The following is an 18,032-nucleotide window of genomic DNA, read 5'->3' on the forward strand; positions in this document are numbered from 1 at the left end:
CACAATAAACTAAAGCACAATATCTAAACGTAATTTATTTAACAAGTATCTTCTTGTTAAATTAAATAATCTAATACAATCCATATCCTATGCAATTAAAATCGCTTTTTACCTTTCTACTAGTTTTTACATTGGTAATATCATGTAAACAAAAAGAAACCAAAACTGACAATATTTTTAAGTTTAGGGATTATATTAGTTATACAACTTCAGACAGAGTATCTGTAACAGAAAACATAAAAGTTAATTTAGCAAAAACTGTTGAAGGTTGGCAAGCTGACCAAGTATTAGACAAAAATGTGTTTAAAATTTCGCCTTATGTAGAAGGAAAAGCAATAGTATTAAACGACCATTCTGTAAGATTTATACCAGACGAAAACTTAAAAGCTGATACAGAATATGCGGTTACGATTAATTTAGGAGAATTATATAAAGACGTACCAAAAGAGTTTAATAAATATACGTTTCAGTTTAAAACCATTAAACCTAACTTTAATATCGAAACCAATAATTTACAATCCTATTCTAAAGAATGGCAATATTTATTAGGTGTTGTAAAAGTGTCAGACGTCATTACTTTAGATGAAGCAAAACAATTAATTGAAGCTTCTCAAAAAGGCAAGAAATTAAAGATTGAATGGAATGGAAAAAACGAACCTTCAAAATATTTTGAATTTAAAATAGATAGTATTAATCGTTTAGTTGAAGATTCTGATATTCTTGTTAAGTGGAACGGAAAAACAATTCAAGCTGATAATTCTGGTGAAAATACTGTTGCAATTCCTGGTAAAAACAACTTTAAGATTATGTCTGTAGACGTTATTCAAACACCAGAACAATATTTATCCATTAACTTTTCAGACCCAATTAAAAAACAACAAAATTTTGATGGTTTAGTGACTATTCAAAATAGCAAAAATCCAAAATTTATTGTTGATGGTAATGTCTTAAAAGCGTATCCAAGTTCAAAAATAACAGGTAATGTGCAAGTCGATGTTTTTCAGGGTATTAAAAACACAGACAACTATAAGTTAAAAACTCCTTATAGCGAAACTATTGCTTTTGAAGACGTTAAACCTCAAGTAAAGTTGGTTAATAGTGGTGTGATTTTACCAAACTCGCAAGAATTAAAATTTAATTTTGAAGCTGTTAATTTAAAAGCTGTAGATGTAAGAATAATTAAGATTTTTGAAGATAATGTGCTTCAGTTTTTACAAGACAATAATTTAGAAAGTAATAATGCAAACCAAATTAGACGTGTTGGAAGACGTGTTGCTAAACACACAGTTAAACTTTTTGACAACCCTTTAGAAAATGACGGAACATGGAAAACTTATAGCATTGATTTATCTAAATATATTAAAGCTGATCCAGGTGCTATTTACAGAATAGAATTAGATTATAAAAAAGCTTATTCTTTATATGATTGTGAGGCTAATCCAAATACATCAAGTGAAGAAGATGATGATGACTATTACGAAGATGAGTATTATTACGAAGACGACTATTATGGAGATAATGATTATAGCTATACCAATACTGAGGATGAAGACTTAAGAGAAGAAGAATATTGGGACAATATAACTTACAGCTATCGTAATGACAGTTATAATTGGAGAGAACGTAAAAACCCTTGTCATGATGCATATTATAGTTCTGACAAAGTTATTTCTCAAAATTTAATAGGTTCTAATTTAGGAGCAATTGTAAAAAAAGGTGCTGGCAATAATTATCATTTTGCAATTACCAATATTTTAAATACTAATCCAGAATCTGGAGCAAAAATTACGTTATACAGTTTTCAGCAACAAGAATTAGCAACATCAAATACAGATAGCGATGGGTTAGCAAAAATCAAAACTAACAAACTTGCTGCATTTGCTATTGTTTCCAAAAACAACAGTAAAACTTATGTAAAACTACGCGACGGAAACTCATTATCGCTTAGTAAATTTGATGTTTCAGGAACCACTTTACAACGTGGACTTAAAGGCTATATTTATACAGAACGTGGTGTTTGGAGACCAGGAGATTCCATCCATTTAACATTTATGTTAAATGATATGGCTAATAAATTACCAAAAAATCATCCTGTAAAATTAGAAGTTACAGATGCTAACGGAAAATTAGCTTTTAAAAATATTACTAATAATGGAGTTGATAACTTTTACCAGTTTACAATTCCAACTGCAACAGAAGATAAAACAGGTAATTGGAATGCTAAAGTTAGCGTTGGAGGTGCCACTTTTTATAAAGGCTTAAAAGTAGAAACCGTTAAACCAAATCGACTTAAAATTAAAATAGATTTTAAAGATAAAATACTAAGTAATAATAAATCTTTAAACGGAAAACTAGCAGTTAATTGGCTTCATGGTGCTCCTGCAAAAAATATTAAAGCAGAAGTCAAAGCCAAGTTTAGCAACTCTTATTCTGGATTTAAAAACTTTAAAGGTTATGTATTTAGAGATCCTTCCAAAAAATTTAATACAGAAGAAGTTACCATTTTTGACGGTAATATTGATGCAGAAGGTTTAGCAAATATCACCAAAAACCTAAGTGTTGGAAAAGACGCTCCAGGAATGTTAAACGCACAATTTTTAGTACGTGCTTTTGAAAATGGAGGCGATTTTTCAATGGATGCTTTCTCGATGCCTTACGCACCTTACAAATCTTTTGTTGGTTTAAAATCGCCTAAAGGAAAAGCCTACGGATCTTTCTTTACTGACGAAAGTCACACGTTTGATTTAGCAACTGTAGACGATCAAGGAAACCCAATAAAACGTAATAACTTACAAGTAAAAGTGTATAAAATAGAATGGCGTTGGTGGTGGAACTCCTCTTACGACAACCTATCACAATATACCTCAAGTAGCTACCACAGGACTTTTTTAAACAGTAAAGTAAATACTAACACAAACGGAAAAGCATCCTTTAATATAAAAGTACCTGAAGATCAAGGTGGACGTTATTACATAACCATTACAGATCCAGTGTCTGGACATATGACTGGTCGTATTGCATATTTTTATAAAAACTGGTGGAAACGTCAACCATCTGGAGACAAAGAAGCTGCAAAAATGTTAGCATTTGCTGCAGATAAAGAAAATTATAATGTTGGCGAAACTGCTAAAATCACATTCCCTTCTGGAACAGAAGGTCGTGCTTTAATTAGTATAGAAAATGGGTCTGAGGTATTACAACAAACATGGGTAAAAACTAAAAAAGGAGAAACAACTGTAGATATACCAATTACAAAAGAAATGGCTCCAAATGTATTTGTTAATATTTCATTGTTACAACCTCATGCCTCTACAGCTAACGATTTGCCACTACGTTTATTTGGTGTAATTCCATTATTAGTAGAAGACCCAAATACTAAATTAGAACCAGAAATTAGGATGCCAAGTGTGTTACAACCAGAACAAGAATTTGAAGTTTTTGTGTCTGAAAAAAACAATAAATCAATGACCTATACCATTGCAATGGTAGAGGAAGGTTTATTAGATTTAACACGTTTTAAAACGCCAAATGCTTGGAAATCATTTTATGCTAGAGAAGCCTTAGGCGTTAAAACTTGGGATGTTTTTGATGATGTAGTTGGTGCTTATAGCGGAAGTATTGAGCAAGTATTTGCAATTGGTGGTGATGGAAGTGCTGCAGATGGTAAAAACAAAAAAGCAAATAGATTTAAACCTGTTGTTAAGTTTTTTGGACCATTTAAATTAGACGCAGGAGGAAGAAAAACACATAAGATTAAAATGCCAAATTACGTAGGTGCAGTTAGAACCATGGTTGTAGCTGGTAATAATCAAACTGAAGCTTATGGAAGTACAGATAAATCTGTACAAGTCAAAAAACCTTTAATGGTTTTAGCAACTTTACCTAGAAAATTAAGTCCAGGCGAAAAAGTAACACTTCCAATTACTGTATTTGCAATGGAACCTAATGTAAAAAATGTATCTATTAAATTAAAATTGAGCGATGGAATTACCATAGTTGGTGATAAAACTAAATCCTTAACATTTGCACGTCCTGATGAACAAATGGCGTATTTTGAATTAGACGTTAGTAAAGCAAATGGTATAAATACAGTAGAAGTTATTGCAAATGGAAATGGCGAATCTTCGACTTATAAAGTAGAATTAGATGTCGAAAATGTCAACCCAATAACCTCTAAAGGGTTAAATGAAGATTTAGTAGCAAACAGTTCTAAAACCATAGATTTTACAACCTTTGGTGTTGCAGGAACAAATAGTGCGTCTGCGGAGTTTTCAACTCTACCTCCAATGGATTTTACGCGTCGTCTAGAATATTTAATTCAATATCCTCATGGTTGTGTAGAGCAAACAACGTCTAGTGTATTTCCTCAATTATTTTTACAAGATATTTTTGATTTACCTACTAAACAAAAACAAAAAATCAATAAAAATATTGAAAACGGAATCAAGCGCTTAGGTCATTTTCAAAGACCAAATGGTGGTATGAGTTATTGGATGGGAGAAAACAATGCAAATGATTGGGGAACCAGTTATTCTGGGCATTTTATGTTAGAAGCAGAGAAAAAAGGATTTGTCTTACCACTAACTTTTAAAAGCAACTGGATACGCTACCAAAAAGATGCAGCACAAAATTGGAGACCAAGTTACAGGTCTTATAATTCTGACTTAGCACAAGCATACAGATTATACACATTAGCATTAGCTGGACAAGCAGATTTAGCTGCAATGAATCGTTTAAGAGAGTTTTCAGAAATATCTAACGAAGCAAAATGGCGTTTAGCTGCAGCTTATGCTTTAGCTGGTCAAACAGAAGCAAGTAATAAAGTGTCAAGTACTGCAAATATTAATTTTAAAACACCTAAATATAATTATTACACATATGGATCTGTAGACAGAAACAGAGCTATGGCTCTAGAAACCATGGTATTGACTAAAGACAAGCGTGTTAAAGGTTTGTCAGAAACTATTGCAAAAGACTTGTCTGGTCAACGTTGGATGAGTACGCAAAGTACAGCTTACAGCTTATTAGCTATGGCTAAAATGGTAAATGCAAACGGTGGAAAAGCAATGAAATTAAACTATAGCATTAATGGTAAAACCGAAACTATAGATACCAAAAACGCAATTGCACAACGACCATTAATTATTAAAGATGGCAACAACAGTATTACCATTAAAAACGATAAAGATAATTTAGTGTATGTACGTATTTTAAATTCTGGAAAATTACCATTAGGTCAAGAGTTAGAAGAAAAAAGAGGCTTAACTGCAAGTGTCGTTTATAAAGACTTAAAAGGAAATACCATTGATATTTCTAAATTACAACAAGGTCAAGATTTTGTAGCTATAGTACAAGTAACAAACACCAAAAATTACAGTGTTAACGATGTAGCTTTAACACAAATATTTCCATCAGGTTGGGAAATTGTAAACACACGTTTTACTGCTTTTGGATCGTCAACAACCAGTCAAGCAAGATTTACAGATATCAGAGACGATCGTGTTAATTTCTATTTTAACTTAGGTCCAAACAAGACTAACACGTTTAACGTCATGCTTAATGCATCCTATTTGGGGACTTATTATTTACCAGGAATACAAGCAGAAGCGATGTATGATAATGACTTTTTAGTTAGAAATAAAGGAAAATGGATTGTGGTTGAGAAATAACAAATTCCCACGAAAGTGGGAATCTATTAGATTTGAAAAATGAAACAAATTACATTTGAAATAAACAATAACCAAGAAATTTGGGAGCTTATTGATAAAGAAGTAAATACCATTTTTATTCATAAATTTAATCCAAATGAGGTTGTAAAATGGTGGAAAACTGATTTAAAAAATGAAGATGGAATTACTCTGAATAATTTATCTGTACGCCTAATGGAAATGGATGTACAAACAGATTTAGATGGCTTAAAAAAAATATTAAATCTAAATTCAAATCAATTAGATATTTATCAATTTGAAAAACCAATTTCGGATACATTTGAAATTGAAAGATTACCAAAAAATAATCGAGAAGCAATCTTAAAAAACAACAAAATGAAACATTTCTTTTTTGTTGATTTTGAATACATCACTATTGGTAGTTTTGACTCAGAGTTTATTGTACAAATTGAATCAAATCCTAATTTTAAAAAAAGGATTTTAGAGAGAAAACAAAAAAAATTATTTACAAAATAAGTAGTACAGAATCTAATAACATTAATGATTTCGCAGGAATTTGTTATCGCTTCAAACTAAAATGTCCAACACGACGTTGACCATCAATAATAATAACATACCAATAATCTGATGTTGGTAAAGGACTACCATTAAAAGTACCATTCCAAGACAATGGTGCGTTTTTTACACTTTTTAAAAGCTTACCAAAGCGGTCAAAAATAAAGACTTCAGAAGACTGATAATATTCCAATCCTTTAATATCAAAAGTGTCATTAACAGTATCGCCATTTGGTGTAAAAAATTGCGGAATATAAAAATGAATAAAAGAACTAGTTACTTCAGTATTACAATCCAGACTTCTAACATAAACAATATACTGACCACCATCAACGTCTTCAAAAATATTGGAAGACTGAAACGTTATTCCATTTAAAGAATATTCAAAATTTCCAACATTACTTGTTTCAACAATTATCGCATTTCCTACAGATTGAATTGTATCAATAACAGGATTTTCAACTTGTTGGACATTAAATGTACTATTTGTAGTAGAGCATCCATCGGTTATTTCAACTGTATAAATTCCGGGTTGATCAACTGTAATAAACTCTGTAGTTTCGGTTGTACTCCAAAGATAAGTTGGGTTTGTAATACTTGAAATTGCTTGTAAAGTAAGAGTTTCGTTTTCGCAAAAAACAAGTGTTTCCTCTGTAGTATCAATAGGTTGATCTCCAGAAACTTCCCATAAACAAGTAGTATTATTAAAGGTTGCTACTTCCCAACACTCTAATCCTGCTGGTGCAACTGGTTGCGTACCAGAAACTTCCCAAACACATGTTGTATTATTAAATGTAGTAGTTTCCCAACAGTCTAATCCTGTAGGTTGTACTGGTTGTGTACCTGTGACATCCCAAACACAGGTAGTATTATTAAAGGTTGTGGTTTCCCAACACTCTATAGTTGGTTGTGTTGGTTGCATACCTGTAACGTCCCAAACACAGGTTGTGGTATTAAATGTTGCGGTTTCCCAACACTGTAACCCTGTAGGTTGTGCTGGTTGTGTACCTGTGACATCCCAAACACAGGTAGTATTGTTAAAGGTTGTGGTTTCCCAACACTCTATAGTTGGTTGTGTTGGTTGCATACCTGTAACATCCCAAACACAGGTTGTGGTATTAAATGTTGTGGTTTCCCAACACTCTAATCCTGTAGGTTGTGCTGGTTGTGTACCTGTGATATCCCAAACACATGTAGTATTGTTAAAGGTTGCGGTTTCCCAACACTCTATAGTTGGTTGTGTTGGTTGCGTACCTGTAACATCCCAAACGCAAGTCGTGTTATTAAATGTTGCTGTTTCCCAACAGTCTATTGTTGGTTGTAATGGTTGTGTCCCTGTTATATCCCAAACACAAGTTGCATTATTAAATGTAGTTGTTTCCCAACACTGTAATCCTGTTGGTTGTACTGGTTGCGTACCTGTAACATCCCAAACGCAAGTCGTGTTATTAAATGTTGCGGTTTCCCAACAGTCTATTGTTGGTTGTAATGGTTGTGTCCCTGTTATATCCCAAACACAAGTTGCATTATTAAATGTAGTTGTTTCCCAACACTGTAATCCTGTTGGTTGTACTGGCTGTGTTCCTGTAACATCCCAAGAGCAAGTTGCACTATTTACTGTTGCGGTTTCCCAACAGTCTATGGTTGGAGCTGCTGGTAATTGGTTGACTATGACTTCAAAAATTTCTGAAGCTACGTTACAAGACGTATTACTTAAATTAACTGCAGATTCTGCTACTTTAGCTCTGTAAAAACCAGAAGCTATAATTCCTGTTAATGTTACATTTTGTGAAGTTTCACCAGGAATATCTGTCCATGTTATTCCGTCTGAACTTGTTTCCCATTGATAAAAATAAGTGTTAAAAACAGAGTTATCTGGTGTCACCATTAGGGTTGTTGCATAAGGTGTTTGGCTGCTACAAAGCGTTACTAAGTCCACACTTGCAGTATCACTTATAGAAATAAAGTCACCACAACTTTTAAACTCTATATCATCAATTGCTAAATCATTTCCGCAACCTCCAACTCCATTATTTATCATTTTTAATATAACTGATGTTTGAGCTGGTTGAGTTTGAAAAACAAGACCGTATTCTTGCCAATTAGGTGTAGCTGTTTCTGTAATATTCCCTGTATTTCCGGAAGCTAATAAATTGGTGTCTGTAGTATCCCAAATTTCAAAACGCACATTAATTGGTATTGTACCTGAAGGTTGTGTAGAACAATAACCACCAGCAATGACTAAATTCATCAACCATGCAGAAAACTCGTAAGTTGTATTTTCACATAAACCAGAAACAGTTGTTCTGTAAAACTCTCCAGCAGAAAAACTAGCGTTAACTACTAGAGTCTTTCCGTTTGTATCTCCAACTGTATGATCTTGTATTTGATGCCAACCAAAGGAATTACCAAAAGTATCATTCATAACAGAATAAAACCCATCATTCGGGAACCCGTTTGAATACGAATAAGTAGTTGTTCCTGCTGGTAAAGTACTATTTACTGTCCCTGTTCCAAAAGTTTCTGTAAAAATTGGAGCTCCAGAATTACCATTACAAAATCCTAATTGAGCATTTGCTATCTTCGGGCTGAAAAAAGCACAAAAGATTATGATTAAATTAAGAAAATGTAAGTACTTTTTCACGTTAAATAATTAAGTTGCTTATCAAGTATAAGTGTATTTATTTAAATTCACAATTCTAAAAGCTACTAAAACTCTGTTGTATAGTTTATGTATGGGCTAATTAACCGTATTAAAAGAAATAAAAAAAAATCTGTAGTACTACTTGTACTATTGGTTGCCTATTTTTTTTGTTTACCTAAGCAACTTTTTAAAGATCCAACTGCAACTGTAATTACAAGTAGCAATAATCAATTATTAGGAGCTCAAATTGCAAAAGATGGTCAATGGAGATTTCCAGAAAACGATAGTATTCCAGAAAAGTTTAAAACCTGTATAATTGCTTTTGAAGACGAATACTTTTACAAGCATCCAGGATTTAATCCTGTCTCCATTTTTAAAGCATTAAAAGAAAATATTAGTTCAGGTGAAGTCAAACGTGGTGGAAGTACCTTAACCCAACAAGTTATTAGATTATCTAGAAAAGGACAATCTAGAACCTATTTTGAAAAATTAAAAGAAGTTATTCTTGCTACACGATTAGAGTTTAGATATAGTAAAGAAAAAATACTATCACTTTATGCTAGTCATGCACCTTTTGGCGGAAACGTTGTTGGAATTGATGCTGCCTCATGGCGATATTTTAATAGAGATGCTCATAACTTATCTTGGGCAGAAAGTGCAACTTTAGCGGTTTTACCAAATGCACCAAGCTTAATTTATCCAGGTAAAAATCAAGAGAGATTGCTCGCAAAGCGAAACAGATTACTCCATAAATTATTAGAAAACAAAACGATAGATTCACTGACTTATAATTTATCTATTGCTGAAGGATTACCTCAAAAACCTTATGCTTTACCTCAAATAGCACCACACTTATTACAAAATATATCCAAAACTAATAAAGGTGAACGCATAAAAACAACCATTGATAAGCGTCTTCAGGAACAAACCAATACAATAGTTTTTAATCATTATAATAGTTTAAAGCAAAATGAAATTTATAATATTTCGGTATTAATTTTAGATGTAAAAACCAGAAAAGTATTAACCTATGTAGGTAATGCTCCAACAGATAAAACACATCAAAATAGTGTTGATATAATTAACAAACCCAGAAGTACAGGTAGTATTTTAAAACCTTTTTTGTATGCTGCAATGTTAGATGCTGGAGATCTTTTACCAAACACATTAGTTGCAGATGTACCATCACAGTTTGGCAATTATGCACCAGAAAATTTTAACAAAGAATTTGATGGAGCTGTACCTGCAAAACGTGCGTTATCCAGATCCTTAAATGTACCTTCAGTTAGAATGCTGCAAGAGTTTGGATTAGATAGGTTTCATCATTATTTAAAAGCTTTAAATTTAAAAGACATTAAGTATAATGCCAATCATTATGGTTTATCATTAATTTTAGGTGGAGCGGAAAGTAATTTATGGGATCTTTGTAAAAGCTATGCTGCTTTTTCCTCTACAATTAATCATTTCAATGAAACATCATCTGAATATTTTTCAAATGAATTTTGTGAACCTACTTTTTTTGATACTGATAACATTAACTTCGGAAAAAAATCCTCAGAAAAAACAGTTTTTGATGCTGCTTCAATATATCTAACTTATGAAAGTTTAAAAGAAGTTAATCGTCCTGAAGGTGATGATAATTGGGAGTTTTTTGACGATTCAAAACAAATTGCTTGGAAAACAGGAACCAGTTATGGTTTTAGAGATGCTTGGGCAATTGGTACTACAAAAGATTATGTAGTTGGTGTTTGGGTTGGTAATGCAGATGGAGAAGGACGACCTGGTTTAGTTGGTGTTCAAGCAGCTGCGCCTATTTTATTTGATGTATTTAATTTATTACCTAAAAGCCAATGGTTTAAAAAACCATTTGATGAAATGCAAAGCATTGAAATCTGTGTAAAAAGTGGTTACAGAGCTTCTGCAAATTGCGACGATAAACAATTACAATACGTACAGCAAAGTGGTTTAAAAACTAAGCCCTGCCCTTATCATAAATGGATTCACTTGGACGCAAATTACACCTATCAAGTTAATTCTTCATGTGAGGATTTAAATCAAATAAATCACCAATCATGGTTTGTTTTACCTCCATTAATGGAATATTACTACAAGAAAAAAAATCCATTCTATAAATCGCTTCCTCCATATAGATCGGATTGTTTAGGAGAAAACGAAGTTGCTATGCAATTTATTTATCCTAAAGAATCTAGTACTATATTTCTTCCAAAAGATTTTGATGAAAAAGTAAACGAATTGGTTTTAAAAGTTGCGCATTCCAAAAAAAACAGCACTCTTTTTTGGTATTTGGATAAAACTTACTTAGGTCAGACAACAGATATTCATAATATCGCAATAATCCCTGAAATTGGAGAACATTTAGTGGTGGTAGTTGACGAATTTGGTAATGAAATAAAGAGAAAAGTGAGAATTTCTTTATAAATACTCTAAGACTACGCTTATAACCACATTTTTTTAACAAAAAATTATCATTTCATCGAAAAAAAAGGCATTACATCTATCTGTCATAAAATAGTCTATTTAATAGTATACCTTTAAAATGACTAAACTAAGATTTTTCTTAAAAATTAAACTAACAAATCAATTTCATACCGATGAAAAAAACTACATTAATAATTTTACTATTATTTAGTATCATTATTCAAGCTCAAGTAATCAATGAGCCAGCAAACTGGCCAAACACCAATTGGTTAGTCACAGGAACATATAATACAGATCCAGCTGCATTTGAAGCAGATCCAACCTTAACAGCAAATTTTTCATTTGATGATGATGATTCTGGAAATGGTAATACAGATGCCATTCAAGCAGAATCACCAGCTATTGATTTGACTGCAGCATCAACAGCAGGAGAAACATGGTTATTTGTAGATTTTGATTATGTATTTAATTGGATTGGAGCGGATAGCATTGGAGCAGAATATTGGGATGCAGATGCTGGTACATGGAATCCTTGGGGAGCACCAATACAAGCAGATACTGCAACTCCTCCATTAGATAATTTTTGTACTGGAACTACAGAAGCTTATACATCAGAGCAATTAAATATTGCTGGTTTTACAGCAACCCAATTATCAGGATTTAAATACCGCCTTTTTTACGATGATGGCGGAATCTGGGGATGGGGATTTTGTATGAATTCTCCAACAGTAACTTCTCAAGCACCTCCAACTTGTCCAGATATTACAGGACTAGCTGCTGTTACAACAGGAGATAGTACAGCAGATATTACATGGAACATAGGTGGATCAGAAACAGCTTGGCAAATCTGGGTACAACCTGCAGGAACAGGAACACCAACAACAGATGGTGTAGCTACTACTTTAAATGCACCTTATCCAGCAACAGGATTAACACCAAGTACAGCTTATGAAGTTTATGTTAGAGCTGACTGTAATACAGATGGATTTAGTAATTGGATAGGACCTATAAACTTTAGTACTTTTAATACACCACCACCAGCACCAGTAGGTGTAACATGTGCAAGTGGTGCATCAACCTTTTTATTTACAGAAGATTTTGGAACAGATACCAATACCAATCCAGCAGGATGGACAGGAACTGGTTTTGATGGTTCAAACGGAAATTGGGACATCACTGCAGAAAACGGAAACTCTGGTGGTACAGGACCAAATGTTACTTGGGATACAAACCCAGGAATGCATTTAGAATATGAAGCATCAGGAAACTCAACAACCATTGCATCTGCAATCTCTCCAGCAATAGATTTATCAACAGCTGTAGATGCTGCAGAATTATCATTCTGGATGCATGCTTTTGGAGACAACATGGGAACATTAAATGTAGGTGTTAGTACCTCTCAAACAGGGCCATTTACTCCAGAATACACTTGGATAGGAGACTACCAAACTACAGCAGATGAAGCTTGGGTACCAATAGGAATCAATTTAGATGCTTATTTAGGACAAGTTATTTATATAGAGTTTAGTTATGGTGGTGAAGGAAGTGGATTTGAAGGTGATATGTCTATCGACCAAATGCGTGTTGAAACTTGTGGTAATTTTTGTGTAGCACCAACAGGAATAATAGTAGATACTATTACAGATACAACAGCTAATATTTCTTGGACTGCAAATAATGCAGAAACAGCTTGGGAGATAGTAGTACAACCAGATGGAACTGGTGTGCCAACAGGTGCAGGAACAGCTATTACAACTAACCCATATCCAGCAATGGGTTTAACATCTAGTACAGTATATGAAGTATATATCCTTGCAGATTGTGGTAATGGAATGAGTGTGTGGGCAGGACCAGTAAACTTTACAACACTAAATACACCACCACCAGCACCAGTAGGTGTAACATGTGCAAGTGGTGCATCAACCTTTTTATTTACAGAAGATTTTGGAACAGATACTAACACTGATCCAGCAGGATGGACAGGAACTGGTTTTGATGGTTCTAATGGAAATTGGGATATTACAGCAGAAAACGGAAACTCTGGTGGTACAGGACCAAACGTTACTTGGGATACAAACCCAGGAATGCACCTAGAGTATGAAGCTTCAGGTAACTCTACAGCAATTGCATCTGCAATCTCTCCAGCAATAGATTTATCTACTGCAGTAGATGGTGCAGAATTATCATTTTGGATGCATGCTTTTGGAGCTAATATGGGAACTTTAAATGTAGGTATTAGTACCTCTCAAACAGGACCATTTACTCCAGAATATACTTGGATAGGAGACTATCAAACAACAGCAGATGAAGCTTGGGTACCAATAGGAATTAACTTAGACGCCTATTTAGGACAAGTTATTTATGTAGAATTTAGCTATGGTGGAGAAGGAAGTGGATTTGAAGGTGATATGTCTATTGATCAAGTACGTGTAGAGACTTGTGGTAATTTTTGTGTTGCACCATCAAATATAATAGTAGATGCTATAACAGATACAACAGCTAATGTTTCTTGGACTGCTAATAATGCAGAAACAGCTTGGGAAATTGTAATACAACCAGCAGGAACAGGAGTGCCAACAGGTGCAGGAACTGCAATTACAACCAACCCTTACACAGCAATGAGCTTAACAGCTACTACTGCTTACGAGGTATACGTTCTAGCCGATTGTGGTAATGGAATGAGTGTGTGGGCAGGACCAGTAAACTTTACAACACTTAACACACCACCACCAGCACCAGTGGGAGTTACTTGTGCAAGTGTAGGTTCAACATTTATATTTACAGAAGATTTTGGAACAGATACTAATACAGACCCAGCAGGATGGACAGGAACCGGTTTTGATGGTTCTAATGGAAATTGGGATATCACTGCAGAAAACGGTAACTCTGGTGGTACAGGACCAAACGTCACTTGGGATACAAACCCTGGAATGCATTTAGAATATGAGGCATCAGGAAACTCAACAAATATTGCATCTGCAATCTCTCCAGCGATAGATTTAACTCCAGCTTTAGATGGTGCAGAATTATCATTCTGGATGCATGCTTTTGGAGCTAATATAGGAACCTTAAATGTAGGAGTTAGTACTTCTGCAACAGGACCATTTACAACAGAATATACTTGGACAGGAGATTATCAATCTACTGCAGATGAAGCATGGGTACCTGTAGGTGTTAATTTAGATGCTTATTTAGGACAAGTTATTTATGTAGAGTTTAGTTATGGTGGTGAAGGAAGTGGGTTTGAAGGTGATATGTCTATCGACCAAATGCGTGTTGAAACATGTGGGTCTTTTTGTATTGCACCATCAAATATAACAGCAACAAGTATAACAGAAACATCCGCAGATATTTCTTGGACACCAAGTGAACCAGAAACACAATGGAATTATGTAATACAACCAGCTGGAACAGGAACACCAACTTCAGGAACAACAGTTAGTGCAACAACAGTATCTGAAACTGGATTAAACCCAGCAACAGATTATGAAGTATATGTACAAGCAATTTGCGGAGCAGATACTAGTGTATGGGCTGGGCCATTTAACTTCTCAACACTTATCCAATTTAACTTTGCATTAGATTGCGCAGTTGATGGACCACAAACAATAAGCTATTGCTATCAAAATAACGACACTAACGTATTTACATTTTCATCAACAGATGGAACACCACTTAATATTACATTTAATGCTGGTCAAGTAGAACAGAACTTTGACGAATTAGTAGTTCTAGATTCAGATGGTGTTACGGATTTAAATGCTGCTACTCCATATGGAAATGGTGGTGATATTTCAGGCATAACCTACCAATCTACAGGAGGAACCATCTCTTTTGAAGTACAATCTGATGGAAGTATAGATTGTCCAGGAAGTGGGTTTACATCTATAAATGTTACAGTAAATTGTGCTACATGTATAAATCAAGTTGTAGATTTTGTAACAGTAAGTGATTGTGATAATGGAAATAATCAATTTTATATAGATGTAGACATTACAGATATTGGTGATGCTATGACTTTAAATGTAACAGATAATCAAGGAAGTACAATGCAAACAGCTACAGCTGTAGGCATAGTACAAATGGGTCCATATGCTCTTGACACAAACGTTATTATAACTGTTGCAAATGCTGATGATATTAATTGTATTGTTACTAGTAGCACATTGAATGTGCCAGTCTGTCCACCAGTAAATGACGAATGTACTGATGCAATAATTGTAACTCCAAATGCAGATGAGAATTGTACTAACATTACAAGTGCATCTTTATATGGTGCAACTACTTCTGCACAAACAAATGTTTGTCCTGGAACAGCAAATGATGATGTATGGTTTCAATTTACAGCAATCGCAACAGATCATGGTATTGACATAAGTAATATACTTGGAGATACAGCAAACCTAAATCATGGATTGTATGAAGGTACAGATTGTAATAACCTAACTAATGTTTATTGTGAAATTGGTAATAATAGTATTGCAAATGGACTAATAGTTGGAAACACATATTATATAAGAATATTCACTGATGCAGATATTGCATTCCAAGATGTAAGTTTTGATTTATGTGTATTTACAATTCCACCTCCAATTATTGTAAACGACACACAATATACAGTACCAGAACTAGTAACAGATGTATTAGTAAACTCTCCGTGTGCTATAGTAAGTAATGTTACTTGGTCTACAGGAACCGATTTTGGGACTGATAATGGTATTGGATATTTTGAAGCTAATGGATCAAATTTCCCTTTCCAAAGTGGTATTGTAATGACAACAGGAAATGTATTAGAAGCACCAGGACCAGAAACTGGTACACAAAGTGGTGGTGGATTTGGATGGCCTGGAGATGCAGATTTAGAAGCTGTTATAAATCAAGGAACTACAAATAATGCTTCAATTATTGAATTTGATTTTACCCCATTAATAGACCAATTATCTTTTAACTTTATTTTTGCTGCTGAAGAGTATGGAACATTTCAATGTGGTTTTTCAGATGCATTTGCATTTTTACTAACAGATATAAGTACAGGAGTAACGGTCAATGTAGCATTAGTTCCAGGAACTACTGATCCTGTATCTGTCTTTACTATTAGAGATGACCAATATAATGCTAACTGCCCATCTTCTAACCCTCAATTATTTGATTTTTATTCGGATATATTTGATTATCCTAATGGTGTTGGATCAAACCCTATAACAAGTCCAATTGATTTTAGAGGTCGTACAGTACCATTAACAGCAAATGCAGTTGTAATTCCTAATAATGCATATCACATTAAATTAGTAGTTGCTGATGATGGAGATACAGCATTTGATTCTGCTGTTTTCCTTGAGTCTAGTAGTTTTGATATAGGTGAAATTGACTTAGGAGACGACATCTTATTAGATAGTGGATTAGCAACTTGTGAAGGTGACTCTGTATTATTAGATATTGGTGTTCCACAACCAACAGGAACAACAATAACTTGGTACAACGTAGCTAATGGAATTACTGAGCCTATTCTTGGTGAAAATGGACCAACTTTAACCGTAACAGAAACTGGTACATATCAAGTTGATATTGTATTTACAGGAACGTCTTCAGCTTGTTTCTACTCTGATGATGTTTTAGTAGAATTCTTTGATAATCCTGAAGCAGATCCACAAACAACAATTCTTGCTTGTGATACAGACAATAGTGGAATAGCCATATTTGATCTTACTGAAAATGAAGCAAATATTATCGGAACACAAACCGATGTTATTGTTATTTATTATGAAACAGAACAGGATGCATTAGATGGTACAAATCCAATTGCTACACCAACAGCATATACATCTGCTGGAGCAACAACTATTTATTTTAGAGTTGAGAGTACAATAACAGGATGCTTTAAAACAAATAGTTTCCTTTTAGAGTTAGCTCCTAAACCAGTATTAGGTACACCAGACGACATTTTAGGCTGTGATAATGATGATGATGGTATTGCGGATTATGATTTAACCACAAATGAGATGTTATTAGCCAATGGGCAAACAGATTTAGCATTTACTTACTATTTAGATTTAGCAGATGCAGAATCTAGTACAGGAGCTATTGCAGATCCAGTAAACTATATGTCAGGTGCGACAACCATTTATGTTAGAGCAGAAAACATGACAACAGGTTGTTTTGAAACGTCAATGTTTGATTTATATTTTGGAATTACACCAGAGACGACCTTCCCAACAGATATTGTTTACGAGGTATGTCCAAACGCCACAGTACCAATTATAGTAACAGCAGAGGCTGTAAACTATACAGAAAGTGAAGTTAGTATTAAGTGGTATAATGAAGGTGTAGAAGTGCCAGGACAAACAAGTTTAGACTTACCAACCGTATTAACACAAGGAACCTATAGTATAGAAGTTACCTTTAATGATACAGGCTGTGCAAGTACAACAGATGTGTTTGTTGACGAGTTAGAGACTTGTGTTATTCCACAAGGTATATCACCAAATGGAGATGGTATTAATGACAACTTTGATTTAAGTAGTTATGACGTACAAACCTTAGAAATCTATAACCGTAATGGTCGTTTAGTCTATTCAAAAGAAAACTACTCAATGGAATGGGGAGGACAATCTAATGATGGCGATATGCTACCAGTAGGAACCTACTATTACGTTATGAAATATCAAGGAACAAAAACAAAAGCCGCTTGGGTATATATAAACAGATAAACTAACTAGTAAACCAAC

At 33.9% G+C, this 18,032-nt stretch carries 5 protein-coding genes; 4 read left to right on the forward strand and 1 reads right to left on the reverse strand.

Going from position 1 to position 18,032, the window contains the following annotated elements; translation table 11 throughout:
- Window positions 1-89 precede the first annotated feature (89 nt).
- Together SJY17_RS03105 and SJY17_RS03110 are read left to right on the forward strand one after the other, a co-directional pair.
- A complete protein-coding gene (locus tag SJY17_RS03105; RefSeq protein ID WP_397364000.1) occupies window positions 90-5,669 on the forward strand; it encodes an alpha-2-macroglobulin family protein in 5,580 nt (1,859 codons plus the stop codon).
- 39 nt (window positions 5,670-5,708) lie between these two features.
- Window positions 5,709-6,185, forward strand: a complete 477-nt coding sequence (locus tag SJY17_RS03110) for a hypothetical protein (RefSeq protein WP_397364001.1) — start codon at window positions 5,709-5,711, stop codon at window positions 6,183-6,185.
- Between the two features lie 43 nt (window positions 6,186-6,228).
- On the opposite strand, the gene SJY17_RS03115 is transcribed toward SJY17_RS03110, so the two are convergent.
- Entirely contained in the window at window positions 6,229-8,868 is a 2,640-nt protein-coding gene (locus tag SJY17_RS03115; RefSeq protein WP_397364002.1) for a T9SS type B sorting domain-containing protein, read from the reverse strand.
- Window positions 8,869-8,955: 87 nt separating this feature from the next.
- Between SJY17_RS03115 and pbpC the strand changes: the two genes are divergently transcribed.
- Together pbpC and SJY17_RS03125 are read left to right on the forward strand one after the other, a co-directional pair.
- On the forward strand, window positions 8,956-11,307 hold the full coding sequence (gene pbpC, locus SJY17_RS03120; protein WP_397364003.1) for a penicillin-binding protein 1C: 2,352 nt from the start codon (window positions 8,956-8,958) through the stop codon (window positions 11,305-11,307).
- Between the two features lie 173 nt (window positions 11,308-11,480).
- On the forward strand, window positions 11,481-18,014 hold the full coding sequence (locus tag SJY17_RS03125) for a choice-of-anchor L domain-containing protein (protein ID WP_397364005.1): 6,534 nt from the start codon (window positions 11,481-11,483) through the stop codon (window positions 18,012-18,014).
- The last annotated feature ends 18 nt before the right edge of the window (window positions 18,015-18,032 follow it).

The organism is Olleya sp. R77988 (genome assembly GCF_044594215.1).
In the GTDB taxonomy this organism is placed as follows: domain Bacteria; phylum Bacteroidota; class Bacteroidia; order Flavobacteriales; family Flavobacteriaceae; genus Olleya.

Coding starts and splice junctions, on each gene's coding strand:
- SJY17_RS03105 (WP_397364000.1), top strand. CDS start 90: ATGCAATTAAAATCGCTTTTTACCTTTCTACTAGTTTTTACATTGGTA.
- SJY17_RS03110 (WP_397364001.1), top strand. CDS start 5,709: ATGAAACAAATTACATTTGAAATAAACAATAACCAAGAAATTTGGGAG.
- pbpC (WP_397364003.1), top strand. CDS start 8,956: ATGTATGGGCTAATTAACCGTATTAAAAGAAATAAAAAAAAATCTGTA.
- SJY17_RS03125 (WP_397364005.1), top strand. CDS start 11,481: ATGAAAAAAACTACATTAATAATTTTACTATTATTTAGTATCATTATT.